This window comes from Pseudonocardia sp. DR1-2 (assembly GCF_023717215.1).
GTDB classification, from domain to species: Bacteria; Actinomycetota; Actinomycetes; order Mycobacteriales; family Pseudonocardiaceae; genus Pseudonocardia; species Pseudonocardia alni.
The window spans coordinates 63,260-85,573 of the sequence record NZ_JAMQOF010000009.1; the positions used below are offsets into that span (position 1 = coordinate 63,260).

Annotated in this window: 20 protein-coding genes; 5 read left to right on the top strand and 15 right to left on the bottom strand. The window is 74.6% G+C overall.

Annotated features, from left to right (window positions below):
• Nucleotides 1-2 precede the first annotated feature (2 nt).
• The 8 genes from nuoE to ND486_RS24210 all read right to left on the bottom strand — a co-directional run bounded on the left by nuoE (nt 3) and on the right by ND486_RS24210 (nt 7,468).
• Nucleotides 3-770, bottom strand: a complete 768-nt coding sequence (gene nuoE / locus ND486_RS24175) for an NADH-quinone oxidoreductase subunit NuoE (protein WP_208818964.1) — start codon at nt 768-770, stop codon at nt 3-5.
• Entirely contained in the window at nt 767-2,122 is a 1,356-nt protein-coding gene (locus ND486_RS24180; protein WP_208818963.1) for an NADH-quinone oxidoreductase subunit D, read from the bottom strand. The genes nuoE and ND486_RS24180 overlap by 4 nt, the downstream gene beginning before the upstream one ends.
• Nucleotides 2,119-2,892, bottom strand: a complete 774-nt coding sequence (locus ND486_RS24185) for an NADH-quinone oxidoreductase subunit C (protein ID WP_374231756.1) — start codon at nt 2,890-2,892, stop codon at nt 2,119-2,121. Before ND486_RS24185 ends, ND486_RS24180 begins: the two co-directional genes overlap by 4 nt.
• Before the next feature lie 95 nt (nt 2,893-2,987).
• Nucleotides 2,988-3,695 (bottom strand): NADH-quinone oxidoreductase subunit B family protein, encoded by a 708-nt coding sequence (locus tag ND486_RS24190; RefSeq protein ID WP_062397985.1) that lies wholly within the window; start codon nt 3,693-3,695, stop codon nt 2,988-2,990.
• A gap of 7 nt (nt 3,696-3,702) precedes the next feature.
• Nucleotides 3,703-4,068, bottom strand: coding sequence for an NADH-quinone oxidoreductase subunit A (locus ND486_RS24195; RefSeq protein WP_062397987.1), 366 nt, complete (start codon nt 4,066-4,068; stop codon nt 3,703-3,705).
• A gap of 772 nt (nt 4,069-4,840) precedes the next feature.
• Entirely contained in the window at nt 4,841-5,533 is a 693-nt protein-coding gene (locus ND486_RS24200) for a demethylmenaquinone methyltransferase (RefSeq protein WP_062403809.1), read from the bottom strand.
• 30 nt (nt 5,534-5,563) lie between these two features.
• A complete protein-coding gene (locus tag ND486_RS24205) occupies nt 5,564-6,163 on the bottom strand; it encodes a hypothetical protein (RefSeq protein WP_251786725.1) in 600 nt (199 codons plus the stop codon).
• A 144-nt stretch (nt 6,164-6,307) separates the two neighbouring features.
• Nucleotides 6,308-7,468, bottom strand: coding sequence for a glycosyltransferase family 1 protein (locus ND486_RS24210; protein ID WP_208818961.1), 1,161 nt, complete (start codon nt 7,466-7,468; stop codon nt 6,308-6,310).
• A gap of 167 nt (nt 7,469-7,635) precedes the next feature.
• Between ND486_RS24210 and ND486_RS24215 the strand changes: the two genes are divergently transcribed.
• Nucleotides 7,636-8,478 carry an inositol monophosphatase family protein gene (locus tag ND486_RS24215; RefSeq protein ID WP_251786726.1) on the top strand — a complete coding sequence of 281 codons (843 nt, stop codon included), beginning with the start codon at nt 7,636-7,638 and terminating at the stop codon, nt 8,476-8,478.
• 52 nt (nt 8,479-8,530) lie between these two features.
• Here ND486_RS24215 and ND486_RS24220 read toward each other — a convergent pair whose 3' ends face one another.
• Entirely contained in the window at nt 8,531-9,025 is a 495-nt protein-coding gene (locus ND486_RS24220) for a DUF3592 domain-containing protein (protein WP_208818959.1), read from the bottom strand.
• A gap of 96 nt (nt 9,026-9,121) precedes the next feature.
• On the opposite strand from ND486_RS24220, the gene ND486_RS24225 reads away from it, so the two are divergent.
• Nucleotides 9,122-10,378: an isochorismate synthase gene (locus tag ND486_RS24225; RefSeq protein WP_251786727.1), complete on the top strand. Its 1,257-nt coding sequence runs from the start codon at nt 9,122-9,124 to the stop codon at nt 10,376-10,378.
• A 75-nt stretch (nt 10,379-10,453) separates the two neighbouring features.
• Here ND486_RS24225 and menD read toward each other — a convergent pair whose 3' ends face one another.
• Together menD and ND486_RS24235 are read right to left on the bottom strand one after the other, a co-directional pair.
• Nucleotides 10,454-12,142, bottom strand: coding sequence for a 2-succinyl-5-enolpyruvyl-6-hydroxy-3-cyclohexene-1-carboxylic-acid synthase (menD, locus tag ND486_RS24230; RefSeq protein WP_251786728.1), 1,689 nt, complete (start codon nt 12,140-12,142; stop codon nt 10,454-10,456).
• Between the two features lie 95 nt (nt 12,143-12,237).
• Entirely contained in the window at nt 12,238-12,957 is a 720-nt protein-coding gene (locus ND486_RS24235) for a PIG-L deacetylase family protein (RefSeq protein WP_251786729.1), read from the bottom strand.
• A gap of 243 nt (nt 12,958-13,200) precedes the next feature.
• Between ND486_RS24235 and ND486_RS24240 the strand changes: the two genes are divergently transcribed.
• The 3 genes from ND486_RS24240 (at nt 13,201) to ND486_RS24250 (ending at nt 16,980) form a co-directional block, all read left to right on the top strand.
• Complete coding sequence (locus ND486_RS24240; RefSeq protein WP_251786793.1) at nt 13,201-14,478, top strand: MFS transporter; 1,278 nt, start codon at nt 13,201-13,203, stop codon at nt 14,476-14,478.
• Nucleotides 14,479-14,578: 100 nt separating this feature from the next.
• A complete protein-coding gene (locus tag ND486_RS24245; protein ID WP_251786730.1) occupies nt 14,579-15,313 on the top strand; it encodes a dienelactone hydrolase family protein in 735 nt (244 codons plus the stop codon).
• A gap of 20 nt (nt 15,314-15,333) precedes the next feature.
• The gene (locus tag ND486_RS24250) at nt 15,334-16,980 is read left to right on the top strand and encodes an ABC-F family ATP-binding cassette domain-containing protein (protein ID WP_208818955.1); all 1,647 of its coding nucleotides are present in this window, start codon (nt 15,334-15,336) and stop codon (nt 16,978-16,980) included.
• Nucleotides 16,981-17,034: 54 nt separating this feature from the next.
• Here ND486_RS24250 and ND486_RS24255 read toward each other — a convergent pair whose 3' ends face one another.
• From ND486_RS24255 to ND486_RS24270, 4 genes are all read right to left on the bottom strand, one after another.
• Nucleotides 17,035-17,352 (bottom strand): adhesin, encoded by a 318-nt coding sequence (locus ND486_RS24255; protein WP_073576881.1) that lies wholly within the window; start codon nt 17,350-17,352, stop codon nt 17,035-17,037.
• A gap of 187 nt (nt 17,353-17,539) precedes the next feature.
• Nucleotides 17,540-18,364 carry an aldo/keto reductase gene (locus ND486_RS24260; protein WP_208818954.1) on the bottom strand — a complete coding sequence of 275 codons (825 nt, stop codon included), beginning with the start codon at nt 18,362-18,364 and terminating at the stop codon, nt 17,540-17,542.
• Between the two features lie 76 nt (nt 18,365-18,440).
• Nucleotides 18,441-19,286: a patatin-like phospholipase family protein gene (locus tag ND486_RS24265; protein ID WP_208818953.1), complete on the bottom strand. Its 846-nt coding sequence runs from the start codon at nt 19,284-19,286 to the stop codon at nt 18,441-18,443.
• Between the two features lie 86 nt (nt 19,287-19,372).
• The gene (locus ND486_RS24270) at nt 19,373-22,225 is read right to left on the bottom strand and encodes an FAD-binding and (Fe-S)-binding domain-containing protein (protein WP_251786794.1); all 2,853 of its coding nucleotides are present in this window, start codon (nt 22,223-22,225) and stop codon (nt 19,373-19,375) included.
• Nucleotides 22,226-22,314: the final 89 nt, after the last annotated feature.

Sequence of the window (22,314 nt, forward strand, 5' to 3'; positions counted from 1 at the left end):
GATCACTTCTTCTCCGGTAGCGCGGGCATCGCCGGCGGCTCGTCGGGCAGCGCCGGGGCGGTCCAGCCGTTCTCCTCGGCCATCCGGGCCCCGCGCACCGACTCGATCGCACCGGACGGGCCCTCGACGCGGGCCGTCGTGTCGACGCCTCCGGCGTCGTCGGTGAACCCGGCCAGCTCCAGCTCGACGGTCCGCAGGTCGGTCAGCGGCGCCCCGCGGGTCGGCTGCGGGCGCTCGCCGCGACGCAGGGCGTCGACGAGCTCCACCGCGGACTCGACGGTCTGGTTGTCGAAGTACTCGTAGTTGACCTGCAGCACCGGGGCGAGGTCGCAGGCCGCGAGGCACTCGGCGTGCTCGAGGGTGACCGAGCCGGTGCTGCCGGGCTCCCCCGCCGTCTCCTCGTGGCCCAGCGGACGGTCCTCGGTACCCAGCTGCGTGCGCAGGCGGGCGTAGATGTCGTCGCCGCCCAGCGCCGCGCACAGCGTGTTGGTGCACACGCTGACCAGGTGCTCGCCGCACGGGGTGCGCTTGTACATCGTGTAGAACGTCGCGACCGCCGACACCTCGGCGGTGGTCAGCTCCAGCGCCTCCGCGCAGTAGCGGATGCCGTCGGGGCTGACGTACCCCTCGACCGACTGCACCAGGTGCAGCAGCGGCAGCAGCGCCGACCGGGACTCCGGGTAGAGGGAGATGATCTCCGTGGTGCGCTGCCGGGTCAGCTCGTCGAACACCGGCGAGACGGGGCTCTTCTCCTGCGGGGGGACCGTCATCGGTCGCAACCTCCCATCACGGGATCGATCGAGGCGACGGCCGCGATGACGTCGGCGACCTGGCCGCCCTCGCTCATCGCGGGCATCGTCTGCAGGTTCACGAAGCTGGGGTCCCGGACGTGGATGCGGACCGGGCGGGTGCCGCCGTCGGACACGGCGTGCACCGCGAGCTCGCCGCGCGGGGACTCGACGGCCGCGTAGGCCTGCCCCGGCGGGACTCCGAAGCCCTCGGTGACCAGCTTGAAGTGGTGGATCAGCGACTCCATCGACTGACCCATGATCTTGCGGACGTGCTCGAGGGTGTTGCCCATGCCGTCGCTGCCGACCGACAGCTGCGCCGGCCAGGCGACCTTCGGGTCGTCGACCATGACGCGGCCCGGGCCGAGCTCGTCGAGCTTCGTCACCGCCTGCTCCATGATCTTGAGCGACTCGTGGATCTCGGCGACGCGCATCCGGTAGCGGGCGAAGCAGTCGGCCTCGGTGGCCGTCGGGACCTCGAAGTCGTACTGGTCGTAGACCGAGTACGGCATGTGCTTGCGCAGGTCCCACGCCAGACCCGCCGAGCGGAGGATCGGGCCGGACGCGCCGAGGGCCAGGCAGCCGTCGACGGGCAGGTAGCCGACGCCCTCCAGGCGCTGGCGCCAGATCGGCTGCCCGGTGAGCAGCCGGTCGTAGTCGGGCAGCCGGGAGTTCATGACCTTCAGGAAGTCACGGACCTTCTCCTGCCAGCCCTCGGGCATGTCCTGGGCCAGGCCGCCGGGGCGGATGAACGCGTGGTTCATCCGCAGGCCGGTGAGGAACTCCAGCAGGTGGAGCACCTCCTCGCGCTCGCGGAAGCCGGAGGTCATGCCGGTCAGCGCGCCCAGCTCCATGCCGCCGGTCGCCAGCGCGACCAGGTGCGAGCCGATCCGGTTCAGCTCCCAGAGCAGCACCCGCAGGTGCTCGGCCCGCTGCGGGACCTCGACGCCCAGCAGCTTCTCGACGGCCATGCAGTAGGCGCCCTCGTTGAACAGCGGGGCCAGGTAGTCCGCCCGGGTCACGAAGGTGACGCCCTGGGTCCAGGTCCGGTACTCGCAGTTCTTCTCGATACCGGTGTGCAGGTAGCCGATGACCGCGCGGCCCTGGGTGACGGTCTCGCCCTCCAGCTCCAGGACCAGGCGCAGCACCCCGTGCGTCGACGGGTGCTGCGGGCCCATGTTGATGACGATGCGGTCGTCGTGCTCGGCCTCGAGCAGGTCGTCCCAGTCGCCGCCGGTGACGGTGTAGACCGTGCCCTCGGTGGTCTCGCGGCCGGGCGCGGCGTACGGGTCGGTGGTGGCGTCGGCGGTGGTGGGGTCGGCGTCAGTCGTCACGAGTAGGCCCTCCGCTCATCGGGCGGGGGGATCTCCGCGCCCTTGTACTCCACGGGGATGCCGCCCAGCGGGTAGCTCTTGCGCTGGGGGTGGCCGTCCCAGTCGTCCGGCATGAGGATCCGGGTCAGCGCCGGGTGGCCGTCGAAGACGACGCCGTACATGTCCCAGGTCTCGCGCTCGTGCCAGTCGGCCGTCGGGTAGACGTCGACGACGCTCGGCACGGTGGGCGGGTTCGCGGCGTCTCCCATGTCGAGCGCGACCTCCAGGCGCACCCGGCGCCGGTAGGTCATCGACAGCAGGTGGTAGACGACGTGCAGCGGCCGGTCGACCGGAGCGCCGTCCGGCGCCGAGTAGTCCACACCGGACACGCCGGAGCAGAACTCGAAGCGCAGGCCCGGGTCGTCGCGCAGGGTGCGGGCGACCTCGTGCAGCCGGGCGGGCTCGACGTAGAGGGTCATCTCGTCGCGGTCGATCGTGACCTGCTCGATCGCGGCGCGCGGGATGCCGCGCTCGTCGAGGGCCGCGCCGAGCTCGTCGGCGAACTCGTCGAACCAGCCGCCGAAGGGCCGCTCGGCCGGGGCCGGGGCCCAGCCCTGCAGACGCAGGCCGCCGTAGCCGGAGGTGTCGCCGGAGCCGCGGACGCCGAACATGCCCGAGCGGGTACGGGTCTCGGTCATCCTCTGCGCGGGGCGGGCGCCGCCCAGCGCGTCGGAGGGGGTGGCCGCGTCCCCGGGAGCGGCCAGGTCGCCGGGGGCCTCGCCGCCCGCCATCCGCTGCTCCTCGGCCGCGGCGCCGCTCTCCTGCGACGACGAGTGCGCGCCGCCGGTGGGCTCGGCCCCGTCCTTGGAGGTGCCGGTCGGCTCGGTCACGTCGCGTCACCTCCGCGGGCCGCGTCGGCCAGCGACGGCAGCTCCAGGGTCTCCCCCGGCGCGAGCGCGTTCGGGGCCGGTTTGGGCTGCGAGCCCGGCTCCAGGTAGTTCGGGACGTCGGGGGTGTGCGTGGTCTTCAGCGCACCGAGCTGCTTGTGCTTCGGCGCGTACTTGACCGACGACGGCACCATCGGCGTGCGGTACCCGGACTCGGCGAGCTCGGCGGCCCGCTTCGGGCCGAGCGGCTCGTCCATGATCTTGGCGTGGATCTTGAGGATCGCGTCGATCAGCATCTCCGGCCGCGGCGGGCAGCCGGGCAGGTACATGTCGACCGGGACGACGTGGTCCACGCCCTGGACGATCGCGTAGTTGTTGAACATGCCGCCGGAGCTGGCGCACACGCCCATGGCGAGCACCCAGCGCGGCTCGGGCATCTGGTCGTAGATCTGGCGCAGGACCGGCGCCATCTTGTTGCTCACGCGGCCCGCGACGATCATCAGGTCCGCCTGGCGCGGCGAGGCCCGGAAGACCTCCATGCCGAACCGGGCGAGGTCGTAGCGCGGGGCGCCGGTGGTCATCATCTCGATGGCGCAGCAGGCCAGGCCGAACGTGGCAGGCCAGAGCGACGACTTCCGGGTCCAGTTGACCAGCTTCTCGACGTTGGTCAGCAGGACGCCGCTGGGCAGGTTCTCCTCGAGTCCCATGACGGCCTCAGCTCCACTCGAGCCCGCCGCGACGCCATTCGTAGGCGTACGCGAAGGCGATCGTGGCGATGTAGAGCGTGATGGCCACGAACCCGAAGACGCCGACCGCATCGGCGACGACGGCGTACGGGTACATGAACACCAGCTCGATGTCGAACAGGATGAACAGCATCGCCGTGAGGTAGTAGGCGACCGGCACGCGACCGCCGCCGACGACCGGCTGCGGCGAGGGCTCGATACCGCACTCGTAGGAGTCCAGCTTGGCCCGGTTGAACCGGCGCGGACCGATCAACGGCGCGGAGGCGACCGAGAACACCGCGAAGCCCGCCGCCAACACGAACAGCAGGACGAGCGGGAGATAGGGATCGAGCATTCCTACACCTTCGTTGTCGCGGCGCCACCGTCGTTGGTGGTGATCGACGAGCCGGTCGCGGCGACCCTATGTCCGGTCCCCTGTGACCAAGAACCCAGGCGAGCCTTACCTGTGACGGGGCACGGGTCACATGTGATCCGCATCCGTGCAGGTCGGCGCGCTCCGGGTCGCGTGTCTCCCACCACCCTTGTGAAAAAGTTCACGAACTGCGCGAGCAGTGTAGGACGACGTCGCCGTGATCGCGTGGGCGGATCGGGCGACGACGCGGGACTCCTTGCGGCGCAACGCGCTTCGACGCAGGGTCAGTGGGCGGTGACGGCCAGTGCCGGGCTGCGCATCGCGGCGTCCCCTCGCACAGTCGGCCCTCCCGTGGTCGACCTCCCACGCGGTCGACCTCCCACGCAGCCGACCTCCCACGCAGCCGACTCCCACGCAGCCGACCACCGACCGCCGGGCGCAGGGTGACCGACCGCCGCAGCGCCCACCGCTGCACCGCGGACCGCCGCGTGCCATGAGAGACGCGACTCCGGACCCTCCCTTCTCCGAATTCGCTTACCCGGTGAGCGAATTCCGAGAAGGGAGCACGTCGTCGCGTGGTGCTGCCGGGCCCGGCGCAGCAGATCGAGCGCGATCCCCGGGGCCGTGCATTCCCTTGCCAACTCGCTTACCCGGTGAGCGGATTCGCCCGGCCCCGGCCCCGGCCCCGGGCGCTGGCCGCGCGGGAACCCGTCAGCGTGTGCGCTGTTCCGCGGCGGGACGGGGCGGCGGGGGCTCAGGCCGGCTTGTACGCCCGGTGCAGCGCGACGGCGCCGAAGGTCAGGTTCCGCCAGGCGGGGCGCTCCCAGCCGGCGTCGGCGATCTTCCCGGCGAGTGCGGGCTGGTCGGGCCAGTCCCGGATCGACTCGGCCAGGTACAGGTAGGCCTCGGGGTTCGAGGAGACCGTGCGGGCGATCGCCGGGAGGGCGTGGCCGAGCACCGCGTTCTGGTAGAGCACGCGGAAGGGGGCCCAGGTCGGCGTCGAGAACTCGCAGACGACCAGGCGGCCGCCGGGGCGGGTCACGCGGGCCATCTCACGGAGGCCGGCGACGGTGTCGTTCACGTTGCGCAGGCCGAAGGAGATGGTGACGGCGTCGAAGCTGCCGTCGGCGAAGGGCAGGTGCAGCGCGTCGGCGGCGGCCTTCGGGACGTCACGGCGGGCGCCCGCACGCAGCATGCCGAGGGAGAAGTCCGCAGCGACGCACCAAGCGCCGTCCTTCGCCAGCTCGACGGTCGAGACCGCGGTCCCCGCGGCGAGGTCGAGGACCTTCTCGCCCGGGCGCAGGCCGAGGGCCCGGCGGGTCTGGATCCGCCAGTAGCGGTCCTGGCCGCCCGACAGCGCGGTGTTGGTCAGGTCGTAGCGCCGGGCGACGCCGTCGAACATGCGGGCGACGTCGGTCGGGTTCTTGTCGAGCTCGGCGCGGGACACGAACACAGCTTAGGCGACCCGGCCGCAGGCTCACCGCCGTCCGAACCGCTGCCCGAACTGCTGCCCGAACTGCTCGCGCAGCACCTCACGCAGGCCGCTCAGGTAGTCGGCACGGACCCGGGCGGCGACGCCCGCCCACTCGGCCGACGGCGTGCTGACACCGTTGCCGTCGCCGGTGAAGGCGCCCATGCCGTGCAGCGCGATCCAGCGGTGGTCGTAGTCGTGCGGCGCCGCCCGGTCCCAGGCGACGGCGCGGACCGCGGCCCGGCGGACCCGGGCCGGGTCGGCGAAGGCCCAGCGGTTCACCGGTTCGCCGAAGCGGTCGCGCAGCACGGCCAGCGCCTGGGCGGCGGTGGTGTCGGTGCAGCGGCAGGCGTCGTAGCGGGCCCGCAGCTGGCCCGCGTAGAACCAGCGGGCGGCCTCGGGCATCGCGCCGTCGGCGACGAGGTTCTCCGACAGCGCGAACAGCACCGGCGGCATCTGCCGGTGCGGGGCGTCGAGGACCTCGGCACGGGCGGCGGCACGGACCGCGGGCGCGGGGTCGAGCAGCCGGGACATCAGGCGGACGGTGGCGGAGGTGTCGACCGTGGCGAGCTCACCACGGGGCGCGACGACGACGGTGCGGCTCATGGGACCACCGTCGCCGCCGGACTGCGGTCACGGATCCGCACGACTACGCAGGCACCCTCCCCGGCCGCGTCGGCCCGGCCGGCGGCGGCCCGACCAGGCGGGGGTCCGGTCGGGCGGGGGTCCGGTCGGGCGGCGGCGTGCCGGTCAGGCCGCGAGGCGCTCCGGGGCCGCGGCGCGGAGCACGTCGCCGTAGTGGGCGAGCAGCTCGTCGCCGACCGCGGTCCAGGTGCGGCGCAGCACCGACTGGCGGGCGGCCAGGCCGAACTCCCGGTTGCGCTGCGGCTCGCACAGCGCGGCGACCGCCCCGACCAGCTCGCGGTCGGCGGCGTCGGTGGCCGGGTCGCCGGGCTCCCCGCCGTCGGGGCGGGGTGCCACGAGGTAACCGGTGCGGTCGGGCAGCACGAGGTCGCGCGGGCCGCCCGCGTCGGGCGCGACCACCGGGACGCCCGAGGCGAGTGCCTCCTGCACGGCCTGGCAGAACGTCTCGGCCTGGCCGGTGTGGACGAACACGTCGAGGCTGGCGTAGATCTGCGCGAGCTCGTCACCGCCGCGGTGCCCGAGGAACGCCGCCGAGGGCAGTCGCTCGCGCAGCCCGTCGGCGCTGGGGCCGTCGCCGACGACGACCAGCCGCGTCCCGGGCAGCTCCCCCAGCACGGCGAGCCGCTCGACCTGCTTCTCCGGGGCGAGGCGGCCGACGAAGCCGACGAGCCGCTCGCCGTTCGGGGCGAGCCGGCCGCGCAGCGCGTCGCTGCGCCGCGACGGGGTGAACCGGCGGGTGTCGACGCCGCGCGCCCACTGGTGCACCCGCGGGACGCCGCGCTCGCGCAGGGCCCCGGTCGCCCAGCTCGACGGCGCGAGGGTCCGGTCGGCCATGCCGTGCAGCCGGCAGGTCCAGCGCCACGCGGCCCGTGCGGTCAGCCCGAGCCCGTACGCGGAGGCGAACCCGGCGACGTCGGTCTGGTAGATCGCGACCGTCGGCACGCCGAGGCGCCGCGCCGCCGCCAGCCCCCGCGCCCCGACGACGAACGGCGCCGCCAGGTGCACCACGTCCGGCCGGAACCGGCGCAGCGCGGTCAGGATCCGCCTGCTGGGCACCCCGACCGGCATCGAGTTCACCACCGGCAGCTCGACGGCCGGGATCCGCACGACCGGGATCCCCTCGTGGGAGTCCGGCTCCCCGGTGCCCGGCGCGATCACCACGACGTCGTGACCCCCTGCCCGCAGGTGCTCGCACACCCGCAGCACCGAGTTGGTGACGCCGTTGACCACCGGCAGGAAGCATTCCGAGACGATTGCGACGCGCACGGCCGGAACGGTGACGGGGGCGGGACAGCGGGCCGGGTCCCTGGCGTGATCAACCACCCAACCCTGGGCGAACATCGGGTGGGCGGGTCACGAGTTGGCACGTCCGGCACAAGGTGGACACCCGCACGTCGTCGCCGGGACATCACCCGCCCGGACACTCGGGTCGTATGACGGCCGTGCCCCACACCCCGCCACACACGGCGCCACCCCCGGTGCCGTCCCCCCGGCCGGTGGACCCGGCACTGCTCTCCCGCGCGCTCGAGACCGCGGGCCGGCTGGCCAACGACGCCGCCGAGGTGATCACCGCGACGCTGGGTCGCGAGCACACCGGATCGCTCGACGCGTCGGCCAAGGCCAACCCGTTCGACTGGGTCACCGACACCGACCGCACCCTGGAGCGGCACACCCGCCGGGTGCTGGCCGCGGAGTTCCCCGGCTGCCCGGTCGTCGGCGAGGAGTTCGGCGCCGACGCCGGTGCCGACACCGCACCGCTGCGGTGGGTCGTCGACCCGGTCGACGGCACCGCGAACTACGTCGCGGGCCTGCCCTGGTGCGCCTACAGCCTGGCCCTGGTCGACGGCGACGGCCCGGCCGTGGGCGTCGTCGCCGACCCGGGCCGCGGGCAGATCTACGCCGCCGCCCGCGGGCGCGGCTTCCGGGCCAACGGCGTGCCGGTGCCGTCGCGGCGCACCGCCCGGGTCGCCGGGTCGCTGATCTGCGCCGAGGACCCCGACCCCGGGTTCGTCGAACGCGCCCGCGCCGCGCACGTCGGCGTGCGGGTGCTCGGCTCGGCCGCGCTGGCGATCACCCAGGTCGCGCTGGGCAACGCCGTCGCCGCGGTGCTGACCCGCTACCACGAGTGGGACGTCGCCGGGGCGCTCTGCCTGGCCACCGAGGCCGGCGCGCTGGTGCTGGGCCGCGACGGCCGGTCGACGCCGCTGCCCGAGGGCGGGCTGCTCGTCGCCGCACCGCAGGTCGCCGCCGAGGTCGGGGCGATCTGGCGGGGCTGAGCCCGGTGCGGGGCGGCGCGGCCCGGTGCGGTCCGGTCCGGTCCGGGCGCCGTCAGACGGTGCCGGTGCGGGCCCGGCGGCGGCGCAGCCACACGTACAGCGGCCCGAGGAGCACCCAGCCGCCCGCGATCAGCCCGGCGACCGGGAGGATCCCGTCGACGGCGGTGCGGCCAGCGACGCGCACGTGCGTCGGGTCGGCGGTGTCGTACTCGACGTAGATGTTCTCGCCCGGGGTGAGCCCGACCGGGTAGGAGATGCCCGCGGCCGGGGTCTGCAGCCGGCCCTCGTCGTCGACGAAGCTGACCAGGGTGCGCCAGTAGTCCGAGCCGTCGAGGACGGTCGCGGCGGTGGTGCCGCGGTTGCCGTCGATCGCCGCGTCCTCCAGGAACGCACCACCCAGGGCCACCAGCGCGACCAGCGTCCACGCCAGTGCGACGGCCAGGACGATCTCGGGCAGGTGGTACCGCGTCCGGCCGATGAGACGGGCCGCGACGGCCGAGGTCTCGGTCAGCACATCGCCGGTGGGACGGCCGCTCGGACTGGTCACGGGACCCAATTCTAGGAGCGCTCCGGCACCCGGGTGTGTCCGGTGCCTCCCACCCTGGCGCCCGCCCCGGCCGAGGAAGTTGCCTACTCTCGAAGGGTGACCGTCGCACCGGCCAGCACCGCGTTGCGCGTCCGGACACGCCCGCTGCGGCTCGACGGGCGGCTGCTGGACGTGCTGCCCGCCGACGCCGGGGCGCTGTCCTGGGTGCGCCAGGGCGAGGGCGTGGTCGGCTGGGGCGAGGTCGCGCGGTTCACCGCGTCGGGACCCGAGCGCTTCGCCGAGGCCGACCGCTGGTGGCGCCGCGTGGTCGACCGGCTCGACGCCGGCGCCGGCTACGACGACGTCCGCCTCCCCGGCACCGGCGCCCTCGCGTTCGCCTCGTTCACCTTCGCCGACGGCTGCCCGGGCTCGGTGCTCGTCGTGCCGCGGGTGATCGTCGGGCGGCGCGGGCACCGCGCCTGGATCACCGAGATCACCCCCGCCGACGCCCCGGAGACCCCGGGCAGGCTGCCGGTCCCGTCGCCGGTGCGCCCCAGCGGACGGCTGCGCTACGCCGACGGCCAGGTGTCCGCGCACCGGTACCGGGCCGCCGTCGCCGCGGCGGTCGGGCGGATGCGCGACGGGGAGCTGGAGAAGGTGGTGCTCGCGCACGACCTGCTCGCCGTCGCCGACCGCCCGCTGGACCCCCGGTTCCTGCTCCGCGGCCTCGCCCGGCGCTACCCGACGTGCTGGAGCTACGCCGTCGACGGCCTGGTCGGCGCCACCCCCGAGCTGCTGTTGCGGCTGCGCGGGCGGACCGTGGAGTCGCGGGTGCTGGCGGGCACGATGTGGCCCGGCTCCGGACCGGACGGCGACACCCCGGGCGCGCTGATCGGCTCGTCGAAGGACCGCCGCGAGCACGCCTACGCCGTGGACTCCCTCGCCGCGTCGCTGCGCCCGCTGGTGGCCGAGCTGCACGTACCGGACGCGCCGTCGGTGCTGACCCTGCCGAACGTGTCGCACCTGTCCAGCGACGTGCACGCCCGCCTCGACCCGGCCCGGCCCGCATCGCTGCTGACGCTGATCGGAGCGGTGCACCCGACGGCCGCCGTCGGCGGCACCCCGACCCCGGACGCGACGGCACTGATCTCCGAGATCGAGGGTCTCGACCGCGGCCGCTACGCGGGCCCGGTCGGCTGGGTCGACGCCGAGGGCGCGGGCGAGATGGGCATCGCGCTGCGCTGCGCCGAGCTGCAGGGACGCACGGCGCGGCTGTTCGCCGGGTGCGGGATCGTCGCCGACTCCGAGCCCGACGGCGAGGTGCGCGAGGCCGCCGCCAAGATGCGCGCGGTCCGCGAGTCCCTGGAGGGCTGAGCCCGGCCCGGGCGGACGCCGTGTCCGCCGGGGCGTGGCAGCACGTGCCGTGGCGCGGACGCGGGCGGGACCGGCTCAGTCCAGCGCCGCGGCGACCACCCGGCGGAGCTCGGCGTGCGCGTCGCGCAGCCCGGCGCGGTGCGCCGCGACCCGGACCAGCCGACGTCCCGAGCCGGGACGGGCCGCGAGCTCGCCCGCGTCGCCGCCCCAGTCGGCCGCCCGCCAGCCCGCCGCCCGGGCGAGGGCCACGAGGTCGACGCCGGTCGGCGTGCCGAAGACGCGCTCGAAGGCGTGGGCGTGCGACGGGCCGCCCTGTTCGAGCAGGTGGAAGATGCCGCCGCCGTCGTCGTCGAGGACGGTGACGGTCAGGTCCGGGGACGGCTCCCCCGGGCCGACGACCAGTCCGGTGGTGTCGTGCAGCAGCGTGAGGTCGCCGAGCAGCAGCGCCGTCGGGCCCGGGTGGGCGAGCGCGGCGCCGAGGGCGGTCGACACCGTCCCGTCGATGCCCGCGACCCCGCGGTTCGACCGCACGGTGAGCCCGGAGCGGGGCACGGCGGCCAGCGCGACGTCGCGGACCGGGTTCGACGAACCGAGGACGAGCTGGCCGCCGTCGGGCTGGGCGGCGACGAGGTCGCGGGCCAGCCGCAGACCGGGTGCGCCGGCGGCGGTGCCGTCGTCGAGCGCGGTGTCGAGGGACTTGGCCGCGGCCCGGTCCGCGTCGCGCCAGGACCGCACCCAGTCCTCGGGCGGGGACAGCGCGGGCAGCGCACCGACGGCCCGGACCGTGCCGGCGACGTCGGTCCACGGGGCGCCGTCCGGACCGGGGTCGGCGAACACCGCCACCGACGGGTCGGCGAGCAGCGCGGCGACGCCCCGGTGCAGGGTGGGCCTGCCGAGCACGACGACCTGGGTGGGGCGCAGCTCCGGCCGGTCGAGCAGCCACGGCCCGGTGCGCAGCGCGTGCGCCCACCAGCACGACGACGGCTCCGCGACCAGAGGGGCCCCGCCGAGCAGGCCGGGGTCCGCGGCGGGCCCGCCCGCCCCGGCGACGACGAGCGTGCGCGCCCCCGGGTCGAGCTCCAGCGGGGGCAGCGCGCGGACCGGGCGGGACACCGCGGTCCACGGCGCACCGCCGGGCCGTCCGGCGGGGAGGTCCGCGCCGGGCAGACCGGCGTCGTGGTGTCCGGTGTCCGGCCCGGGCGGGTCGTCGTCGGGCACGAGCGGGTCGGTGTAGGGCAGGTCCAGGTGCACCGGACCGGGCGCGCCCGCGCCGGCACCGACGGCCGCGGCGAGCATCCGCGCGACGACCGCCCGCCAGCGCCGCGCCTCCGGCTCGGTGGTGCCCACCGGCACCGGCAGCGCGCCCGCCCAGCGCACGGCGCCGCCGTACAGACCGGCCTGGTCGACGGTCTGGCTGGCGCCGGTGCCGACGAGCTCCGGCGGCCGGTCCGCGGTGAGGACCAGCAGCGGGACTCCCGAGTGCGACGCCTCCAGCACCGCGGGGTGCAGGTTCGCCGCGGCCGTCCCGGACGTGACGACGACCGGGACCGGGCGGCCCGACGCCAGCGACAGGCCGAGCGCGAGGAAGCCCGCGGCACGTTCGTCGATGCGCACGTGCAGCCGGACCGTGCCCCGCTCGTCGGCCCGGGCCAGCGCGAACGCGGGCGGCGCGTTGCGGGAGCCGGGGCACAGGACCGCGTCGGTGACACCGGCCCGCGCCAGCTCGTCGACGAGTACGCGCGCCTGCGCGGTCGAGCCGTTCACCCCATCACCCCTCACGATGACGGTACCGGCGTACCGCCCACGATCCCCACCGAGGCCGGTCGGCTGAGGCACGGATCATCGTCGTTCCGGCCGGTTCAAGGCCGCAGGTACTCGAACGGGGTGGCCGCGGTGGCCCCGGGCAGCTGCTCCGCCGTCCGCTCGGCGGCCGCGCGCAGGAACGTGCCGGGATCGGTCATCGGGCCGCCGCCCAGCCCGTCGAGGTAGGCGCGGTGCGCGGACAGCGACGCGACGGCGGCGTCGAGGTGCTCGGAGATGTCGACGGCGTGCCGCGCGGCTGGCGAGGAGGCCGCGGCGAGGCCGGTGACCCCGTCCCAGCGCTCCCCGGCCTCGGGGAACAGCCAGCGGTTCGCCGCGTCCCGGACGGCGTCGACCGTCGCCCGACCGACCGCGACGTGGTCGGCCTGGTTGAGCGTCCCGCCGGCGTCCCAGAACTCGCGGAAGTTGCCGGTCACCACCAGCTGCGGGCGGTGCCTGCGGATCGCGGCTGCGATGTCGCGGCGCAGCGCCACCGAGTACTCGACGAGCCCGTCGGGGTGGTCGAGGAACTCGCACGTGGTGACGCCGACGGCGGCGCAGGCCGCGCGCTGCTCGGCCTCGCGCACGCGTCCGCACTCGGCGGGGTCCATCGTGTCGATGCCCGCCTCGCCACGGGTGACCAGCAGGTAGACGACCTCCCGGCCCTGCGCGGTCCACCGCGCGACGGCGCCGGAACCGCCGTACTCCATGTCGTCGGGATGGGCGACGACCACCAGCGCCCGCTCGAAGTCCTCCGGCAGGGGCAACAGGTCGGCCATGTGGCCCAGTCTGCCGCGCAGCCGCGACCGGGTGTGGCCGGGCCACGTCACGGTCGGGGTACCGATGTGGCCGGAACCGGTGAAAACGGCGCACCGCGGCCCTACCGTGACGCCACCGCAGATGTCCGTCGATGGGGAGGGACCGTGTCCGACACGCACGCCGGCGCCACCGCGCCGGGATCACCGACGCCACCGGCGTCCGACCAGCCGCACACGCCGATCGCGAAGGTCGTCGCGGGGAGCATGCTGGGCACGACCGTCGAGTGGTACGACTACTTCCTCTACGGCGTCGCCGCCGCCCTGGTGTTCCCGGCGGTGTTCTTCCCCGAGTCCGACGGCGCGACCGGGACCCTGCTCTCGCTCGGCACGTTCGCGGTCGGGTTCATCGCGCGCCCGGTGGGCGGCCTGGTCTTCGGCCACTACGGCGACAAGATCGGCCGCAAGAAGCTGCTGGTCCTGTCGCTGATGATGATGGGCGCCTCGACGTTCGCGATCGGCCTGCTGCCGGCCTACGCCACGATCGGGATCGCCGCGCCGCTGCTGCTCGTCGTGCTGCGGCTGATCCAGGGCTTCGCGCTGGGCGGTGAGTGGGGCGGCGCGGTCCTCATCGTCTCCGAGCACGGGAAGCCCGAGCACCGTGGGTTCTGGGCGAGCTGGCCGCAGGCCGGTGCCCCGGCCGGTCAGCTGCTGGCCAACGGCCTGCTCGCGATCATGGCGCTGGTGCAGTCCGAGGAGGCGTTCCTGGCCTGGGGCTGGCGGATCCCGTTCCTGCTGTCCGCGGTGCTGGTCCTGATCGGCCTCTACGTCCGCCTCGCCGTCGAGGAGTCCCCGGTCTTCCGGGAGGCGCAGGCCAGGGCCGCCGCACGGGCCGCGGCCGGCGAGAAGGACACCATGCCGATCCTGGACGTCCTGCGGCTCTACCCGCGCGAGGTCCTCACCGCGATGGGCGCCCGGTTCGCCGAGAACGTCTCGTACTACATCTTCACGATCGTCATCTCGACGTACGTGAAGGAGCAGTTCGGGCTGCCGTCGTCGTTCGTGCTGGGCGCGGTGCTGATCGGTGCCGCGGTGCACCTGGTGACCACCCCCATGTGGGGTGCGGTCTCCGACCGGGTCGGCCGCAAGCCGGTCTACCTGTTCGGCGCCGCCGGCGTCGGCGTCTGGGCGTTCGTGTTCTTCTTCCTGGTGGACACGCAGAGCTTCGCCCTCACCGCCGTCGCGGTGACGGTCGGGCTGGTGCTGCACGGCGCGATGTACGGCCCGCAGGCGGCGTTCCTGTCCGAGCTGTTCGGCACCAAGGTGCGCTACTCGGGCATCTCGATCGGCTACCAGCTGGCGTCGGTGTTCGCGGGCGGCCTGGCCCCGCTGATCGCGGCGTCGCTGCTGGTCGCGACGGGTACCGGCTACTCGATCGCGGTGTACATCGCGGTCGCGTCGGTGGTCACGATCATCGCCGTGGCGAGCTACTCGGAGACCCGTACCCGGCGCCTCGACGAGGACGACGCGCTGACCAGGACCTGATCCGGTACGTACCACCCGAACCGCGCCGCGGTCCGGCGGAACGCCTCCCGGGGGCGTAGAACGGGTGCGACCCGTCGATCACCCCCGGGAGGCCGGACCCGTGCCGCGCACCGACTTCACGATCAGCACCCCCGACGGCGACGCCGCCGCCACCCTGCACACCCCCGACGGCGACGGCCCGTGGCCGGGCGTGCTCCTCTACCCCGACGCCGGCGGTGTCCGGACGGCCATCCACGACATGGCCGCGCACCTGGCGTCGCTCGGCTACGCGGTGCTGCTGCCCGACGTCTACCACCGGCACGGCGACTGGGCCCCGTTCGACTTCGCCACCGTGTTCTCCGACCAGCCCGAGCGGGCCCGGCTGATGGGGATGGTGAGGTCGCTGACGCCCGAGTTCGTCGCCGTCGACGCCGAGGCGTGGGTGACCGCGCTGCTGGAGCGGCCCGAGGTCGGCGGCAGGGCGGTCGGCACCACCGGCTACTGCATGGGCGGGGTGATGAGCCTGCGCACCGCCGCGACGCAGCCGGAGCGGGTCGCGGCCGCGGCGTCGTTCCACGGGGGCAACCTCGCCACCGACGACCCGGCCAGCGTGCACCGGCTCGCCGACCGCATCCGGGCCGAGGTGTACGTGGCCGGCGCCACCGACGACGACTCCTTCCCCGACGAGCAGAAGCAGCGCCTCGGCGACGCGCTGTCCGCGGCCGGGGTGCCGGCGACCCTGGAGACCTACCCGGCGGCGCACGGTTTCGCGGTGCCGGACGCCCCCACCCACGACGACGACGCCGAACAGCGGCACTGGGACGCCCTGCACCGGCTCTTCGGGGCGAACCTGTAGGGGTAGCGTCTGCGCTCGAGATGAGCGCGACCCTTCACGTGACGGGCCTGGCCGCCGGCCACGGCGACCGACCCCTGTTCTCCGGGCTGGACCTCGTCGTCGCGCCCGGCGACGTCATCGGGCTGGTCGGTGCCAACGGCGCCGGCAAGTCCACCCTGCTGACGGTGCTGGCCGGCTCGCGGCCCCCGGACGACGGGTCACTGACCCTCGCCCCGCCCGACGCGACCGTCGGGCACCTGCCGCAGGAGCCCGACCGGCGTCCCGGGGAGACGGTCGCCGGATTCCTGGCGCGCCGGACCGGCGTCGCCGACGCACAGGCGACGATGGACGCCGAGGCGGAGGGGCTGGCGTCGGGCACCCCCGGCGCCGACGACCGCTACGCCGCCGCGCTGGACCGCTGGCTGGCCCTCGGCGGCGCGGACCTCGACGAGCGCTCCGGCGAGGTACTGCGCGAGGTCGGGCTCGCGGTCGGCCCGGACGCCCCGATGACCGGGCTGTCCGGCGGGCAGGCGGCGCGGGCGAACCTCGCGGCGCTGCTGCTGTCCCGCTACGACCTGCTGCTGCTCGACGAGCCCACCAACGACCTCGACCTCGACGGCCTGGAGCGGCTGGAGCGGTTCGTGGGCGGCCTCGCCCGGCAGGGCACGCCGACGGTGCTGGTCAGCCACGACCGGGAGTTCCTGGCGCGCACGGTGAACCGGATCGTCGAGCTGGACCTGGTCCAGCAGCGGATCGACGTCTACGACGGCGGCTACGAGTCCTACCTCGCCGAGCGCGAGGTCGCCCGACGGCACGCCCGCGAGGACTACGAGGAGTACGCCGACAAGCTGGGTGGCCTCAAGCAGCGCGCGGTCATGCAGCGCAACTGGATGGCCCAGGGCGTGCGCAACGCCCGGCGCAAGACGAAGGACCCGGACAAGAACGTCCGCGCGCAGCGCCAGGAGTCCAGCGAGAAGCAGGCCGCGAAGGCCCGGCAGACCGAGCGCGCGATCGAGCGGCTGGAGGTCGTGGAGGAGCCCCGCAAGGAGTGGGAGCTGCGGATGGAGATCGCCTCCGCACCCCGGTCCGGGTCGGTCGTCGCGCGGGCCGACGCCGCCGCCGTGCGGCGCGGGGACTTCGCCTTCGGCCCGGCCACGGTGCAGGTGGGCTGGGCGGACCGGGTCGTCGTCACCGGCGCGAACGGGGCGGGCAAGTCGACGCTGCTCGGGCTGCTGCTCGGCCGGATCACCCCGGACTCGGGCTCGGCGGGGCTCGGGTCGGGGGTGCTGGTCGGCGAGATCGACCAGGCCCGCGGGGCCTTCCTCGGGGACGCGACGCTGCTACGCGCGTTCGGCGAGCAGGTGCCCGACTGGCCCGAGTCCGAGGTGCGGACGCTGCTCGCGAAGTTCTCCCTCGGCGCGGACCAGGTGCTGCGGACGGCGTCGTCGCTCTCGCCGGGCGAGCGGACCCGCGCCGCGCTGGCGCTGCTGCAGGCGCGCGGGGTGAACCTGCTGGTGCTCGACGAGCCGACCAACCACCTCGACCTGCCCGCCATCGAGCAGCTGGAGCAGGCGGTCGAGGACTTCGACGGGACCGTCCTGCTGGTGACCCACGACCGGCGGATGCTCGACACGGTGCGCGCCACCCGCCGCTGGGACGTCCGCGACGGGACCGTCACCGAGCTGTGAGACGGACGTGGCCCCACCGGGTGTCCGGCGGGGCCACGCAGTGCGTCGGGTGGGTCAGGCCTGGACGGTGTCCGGGGCCTCGGGCTGCTCGACGATCGCGAAGCGCAGCTCCTGCTCGCCCTGCTCGGTCGCCACGGGCTGGACGTCGAGGACCTTGTCGTCCAGGAGCTCCGCCGCGGCCGGCTCGAGGAACACGGTGATGCCCTCCCCGCGCAGCACGGTGTCCTGCGCGTCGGCCTCCTGCGCGAGGGCCAGTTCGAGGCCCTGCGCCGGGTCGGTCGCGGAGATGCGCAGGCCGCCGTCGTCGGGCAGCTCCGCGTCGGTGCTCAGGGTCTTGATCGCCTCGGCGGCGTTCTCGGTGATCGCCAACATCGTCCCCACCGTACGGACGCACGCGCACACGTCCACCGCGCCGGCCCGTCCGCGTCCCCTGTCGGGTGGTCCGTGGCGCCGTGCCCTCCGCACATGCCGCACGGTGACACCCGTCACCCCCACCGACGACGACGGCCCGGTGCCCCTCACGGAGAGGGGCGCCGGGCCGTGGCGCGCGGGATGCGGATCAGCCGAAGTCGTCGGGGTCCGGGCCGATGCGCTCGCCGGTGTGGAGCTTCTCGACGGCGGCGATGTCGTCCTCGCTCAGGGCGAAGTCGAAGATCTCGGAGTTCTCCTTGATCCGCTCCGGGTTGTTCGACTTGGGGAACACGATGTTCCCGAGCTGGATGTGCCAGCGGAGCACGACCTGCGCGGCGGACTTGCCGACCCGCTCGGCGATCTCCTTCAGCTCGGGCGCGTCGAGCAGGCCCTTGCCCTGGCCGATCGGGCTCCACGCCTCCAGCGCGATGTCGTGCTGCTGGAGGTACTCGCGGAGCTCGCGCTGCACCAGGTGCGGGTGGAACTCGATCTGGTTGATCGCGGGGACCGTGGAGGTCTCCGCCGCGAGCCGGTCGAGGTGGCCGGGCTGGAAGTTCGAGACGCCGATCGACAGCGCCTTGCCCGCCTTCTGCGCGTCCTCGAGGCCCTGCCAGGTCTCGACGTAGCGGTTCTCCTTCGGGCGCGGCCAGTGGATGAGGTACAGGTCCACGTGGTCGAGGCCGAGCTTGGTGAGGCTCTCGTCGAGCCTGCTCACCGCCGACTCCCGGCCGTGCCCGTCGTTGTTCAGCTTGGTGGTGATCCACAGCTCGTCGCGCGGGATGCCGGAGTCGGCGATGGCCTTGCCGACACCCTCCTCGTTGCCGTACATCTGCGCGGTGTCGATGTGGCGGTAGCCGACGTCGAGGGCCGCCCTGACCTTCTCCGCGGTGTCACCGGGCTCGATCTGGAAGACGCCGAAGCCGAGCTGGGGGATCTCGCGGCCGTCGTTCAGCTTGATCGTGGGAACAGTCATGGCCCTCGGCTACCCGGGCCGTTGCGCGCTCATGCGACCCCGTGGGATCGGTCTCCGGCGGGAATACCCCGCGGGCTCAGCCCCAGACCCGCGCGATCTCGGCGGCGACGTCCGCCGCCTGCGCCCGGCCGGCCCGCGCCGACGCGGGGCGCCGCGCCGGGTCGAGCATGTTGCGCCCGAACGCCCGGCGCGACCGCCGGTCCGGTTCGACGACCGCGACCCGGGCCAGCGCACCGAGCGCCTCGGCCTGCACCCGCGGCGCCGCGGCACCGCCGAGCCCGCCGGACAGCGGCGCGAGGACGACGACACGGCCGTAGCCGGCGGCGAGGTCGGCGTTGGCCATCGAGCGGACCCCGCCGTCGATCCACCGGGTGCCCGCGGCCGTGACCGGCGGCCACACACCGGGCACCGCGCAGCTGGCGGCGACCGCGGTGGCGAGTTCGACGCCGTCGTCGCGGCCGAAGACCCGGAACCCGCCGGTGTGCGCGTCGACGGCGGTGACCCGCAGGTCGCGGTCGGCGGGCCAGTCCGCGCCGTCGAGCCGCGAGCGGATCACCGCGATCCGCTCGGCCTCGTCGACCGTGTCGGTGTCGAGGGCGAGGCGGCCGATCCGGGCCCGGACCCGGGTCGCGTCGCGCGGTCCGGAGAGCGCGGCGACGCCGTAGCGGACCGCGAGCCGCAGCCCGAGGGTCGCGGCAATCTCCCCGGACGGCGGGGTGAGCTGGGTCGCGGCGAGGGCGGCCGGGTCACGCCCGACGGCCAGGTTGGTGCCCACCACCGACCCCGCCGAGGTCCCGACGACGAGGTCGGCGTCGCGCAGGTCGACGCCGTCGGCGAGGAGACCGGCCAGCAGTCCGTACATCCAGGCGATGCCGGTCAGCCCGCCGCCGCCCAGCACCAGTGCCCGTCGGTCGTCGGCCATGGGTCCTCCTCGTCGGCGTCCTGCACGATCACCACGGGCGGGGAGTCCGGTGCCGGATCCGGCACCGGAACCCTCGCCCCCGGCGATCACCCTCGCAGGGCGCGGTAGGCGATCTGGGCCAGGTGCACCGGTTCCCGTTCCCCGGCCTGGCGGACCTGGGTGCGGCAGGAGTAGCCGTCGGCGAGCAGGTCCACGGACTCGTCGGCGGCGCGCAGCGCGGGCAGCAGGGCCCGCTCGGCGCACGCCATCGACACGTCGTAGTGGCCGTCCTCGAACCCGAAGTTGCCGGCCAGGCCGCAGCAGCCGGAGTCGAGCACGGTGGCGTCGACGCCGAGCGCGGCGAGCACCGCGCGGTCGGGCTCGGAGCCCAGTTCGGCGTGCTGGTGGCAGTGGATCTGCACCAGCGCGGCACCGTTCCCGGTCCCCGCGACGGCCGACAGCTCGTCGGCGTGCCGGGCCAGGAGCTCGGCGAAGGTCGACACCTGCCGCGCCAGCAGCGGCACCCGCGGGTCGTCGGGCAGCAGCTCCGCGGCGTCGCTGCGCAGCGCGGCGGTGCAGGACGGCTCCAGCCCGACGACCGGGATGCCGGCGTCGAGCGCCGGGCCGATCGCGCGCAGGCTGCGCGCCAGCACCCGGCGGGCCGCGGTGACCTGGCCGGTGGAGGTCCAGGTCAGGCCGCAGCACACGTTCTTCGGGGGCAGCTCGACCCGGTACCCGAGCCCGGTGAGGACCGCGACGGCGTCGGCCGCGATCTCCGGGTCGAAGTGGTCGGTGAAGGTGTCGGTCCACAGCAGCAGCGGGCCGCGGCTGCCGGGTGCGACGCCGAGGTCCGGCACCGTCGACATCGGCAGCCCGCGGGCGGCACGGGCGGTGTAGGTCTCCCGGGCGATCGGCGGGATGGCGCGACGGGCGTCGATACCGCCCGCCTTCTTCGCGACCTTCGCCAGCAGCGGCACCTGCGCGAGCCGGTTCAGCCCGTCGACAGCGGCGGCGGGCAGCACCCCGACCGCGCGCAGCCAGCGCGGGAGCGCGCCCATCGAGTAGTGCGCGCGCGGGCGCAGCTTCCGGTGGTAGCGGTTCGCGAGGAACTCGGTCTTGTACGAGGCCATGTCCACCCCGACCGGGCAGTCGGACTTGCAGCCCTTGCAGGACAGGCACAGGTCGAGGGACTCGGCGACCTCGTCGGACTGCCAGCCGTCGGTGATGATCTCGCCGTTCGCCATCTCGAACAGCAGCCGGGCGCGTCCGCGGGTGGAGTGCTTCTCCTCCTTGGTCACGTTCCAGCTGGGGCACATGACGCCCGATCCGGTGTCGACGGCGCACTTGCCGACGCCCAGGCAGCGGCGGGTGGCCCGGTGGAAGGAGCCGCGGTCGTGGCCGAAGGCCAGCTTCGGCTCGTCGGGCATGGTCGGCATGCCGAGCTGGACGCGCAGGTTCTCGTCCATCGTCGCCGGGCGCACGACGCGGCCGGGGTTCATCCGGTCGTCCGGGTCCCAGATCCCCTTGAAGTCCTCGAACGCGGAGATGATCTGCGGCGGGTACATCCGCGGGAGCAGCTCGGCGCGGGCCTGGCCGTCGCCGTGCTCACCGGACAGCGACCCGCCGTGCGCGACGACGAGGTCCGCGGCCGCGGTCATGAAGTCCCGGAAGTTCTGCACGCCGGGCTTGGTGAGCAGGTCGAAGTCGATCCGGACGTGCAGGCAGCCGTCGCCGAAGTGGCCGTAGTAGATGCCCTTGCGGCCGTGGTCCTCCAGCACCTTGTCGAACTCGCGCAGGTAGGCGCCGAAGCGCTCGGGCGGGACGGCGGCGTCCTCCCAGCCGGGCCAGGCCTCGCCGCCCTCGGGGGAGCGGGTCAGCAGGCCCGCGCCCTCCTCGCGGATCTTCCACAGCGCGGCCATCCGGGCGGGCTCGCCGACGACGACCGCACCGGTCGTGTAGGCCTTCATGGCGTCGGCGACGGCCTGCGCGGCCGCCTCGGCCTCGGCGCGGGTGGCCCCGCCGGTCTCGACGTAGAGCCAGCCCTTGCCCTCGGGGAGCATCCGGCTCGTCGTCTCGTTCGGGCGCAGGGCGCGCAGCGAGGCGATCAGCCCGGCGTCCATGCCCTCGATCGTCAGCGGCGAGTGCTCGCGGACGATCATCACGTTGTCCGCGGCGTGGTAGGCGTCGGGGAAGCCGAGCACGGCCAGCGCCCGCGCGGGCGGGGACTCGACGAGGTCGACGGTCGCGGACAGGATCGTCGCGCAGGTGCCCTCGGTGCCGACCAGTGCCTTGGCGAGGTTCACGTTGCCCGGGACGAGCTGGTCGAGGTTGTAGCCCGACACCCGCCGGGTCAGCTCGGGCACGTGCTTCTCGACGTCGTCGGCGACCCGCGCGCCCAGCGCACGCAGCGCGTCCGGGATCGCGCCGGCCTCGGTGCCGTCGCCGCCCAGGACGAGCCGCTCGCCGCGGTAGGTGAGGACCTCCAGCGATGCGACGTTGTCGACGGTCTTGCCCCAGGCCACCGAGTGCGAGCCGCAGGCGTTGTTGCCGATCATCCCGCCGATCGAGCAGCGGTTGTGCGTCGACGGGTCCGGGCCGAACGTCAGGCCGTGCGGCTTGCCGGCGTCGCGCACGGCGTCGCAGACGGCGCCGGGCTGCACGGTCGCGGTCCGGGCGTCGGGGTCCACGGACAGGATCGCGTCCATGTGCGTGCGGAAGTCCATCGCGACCGCGGTGTTGACGGCCTGGCCCGCGATGGAGGTGCGCGACCCGACCGGCAGCACCGGCACGTCGTGGGTGCGGCACACGGCGACGGCGGCCTCGACGTCGGCGGCGTCGCGCGGGCAGATCACGCCGATCGGGACGCCCCGGTAGTTCGAGGCGTCCGCCGACCACATCGCGCGGCTGCCCGCGTCGAACCGGACCTCACCGCCGATGGCGGCACGCAGGTCGTTCTCCAGGGCGCGGTACGCGGTGGTCGAACGCGATCCGCCTTCGCTCCTCGCGGTGGTGGGACGCGCGGCGCTGTCGGTGGTCACGGGGCTCCTCT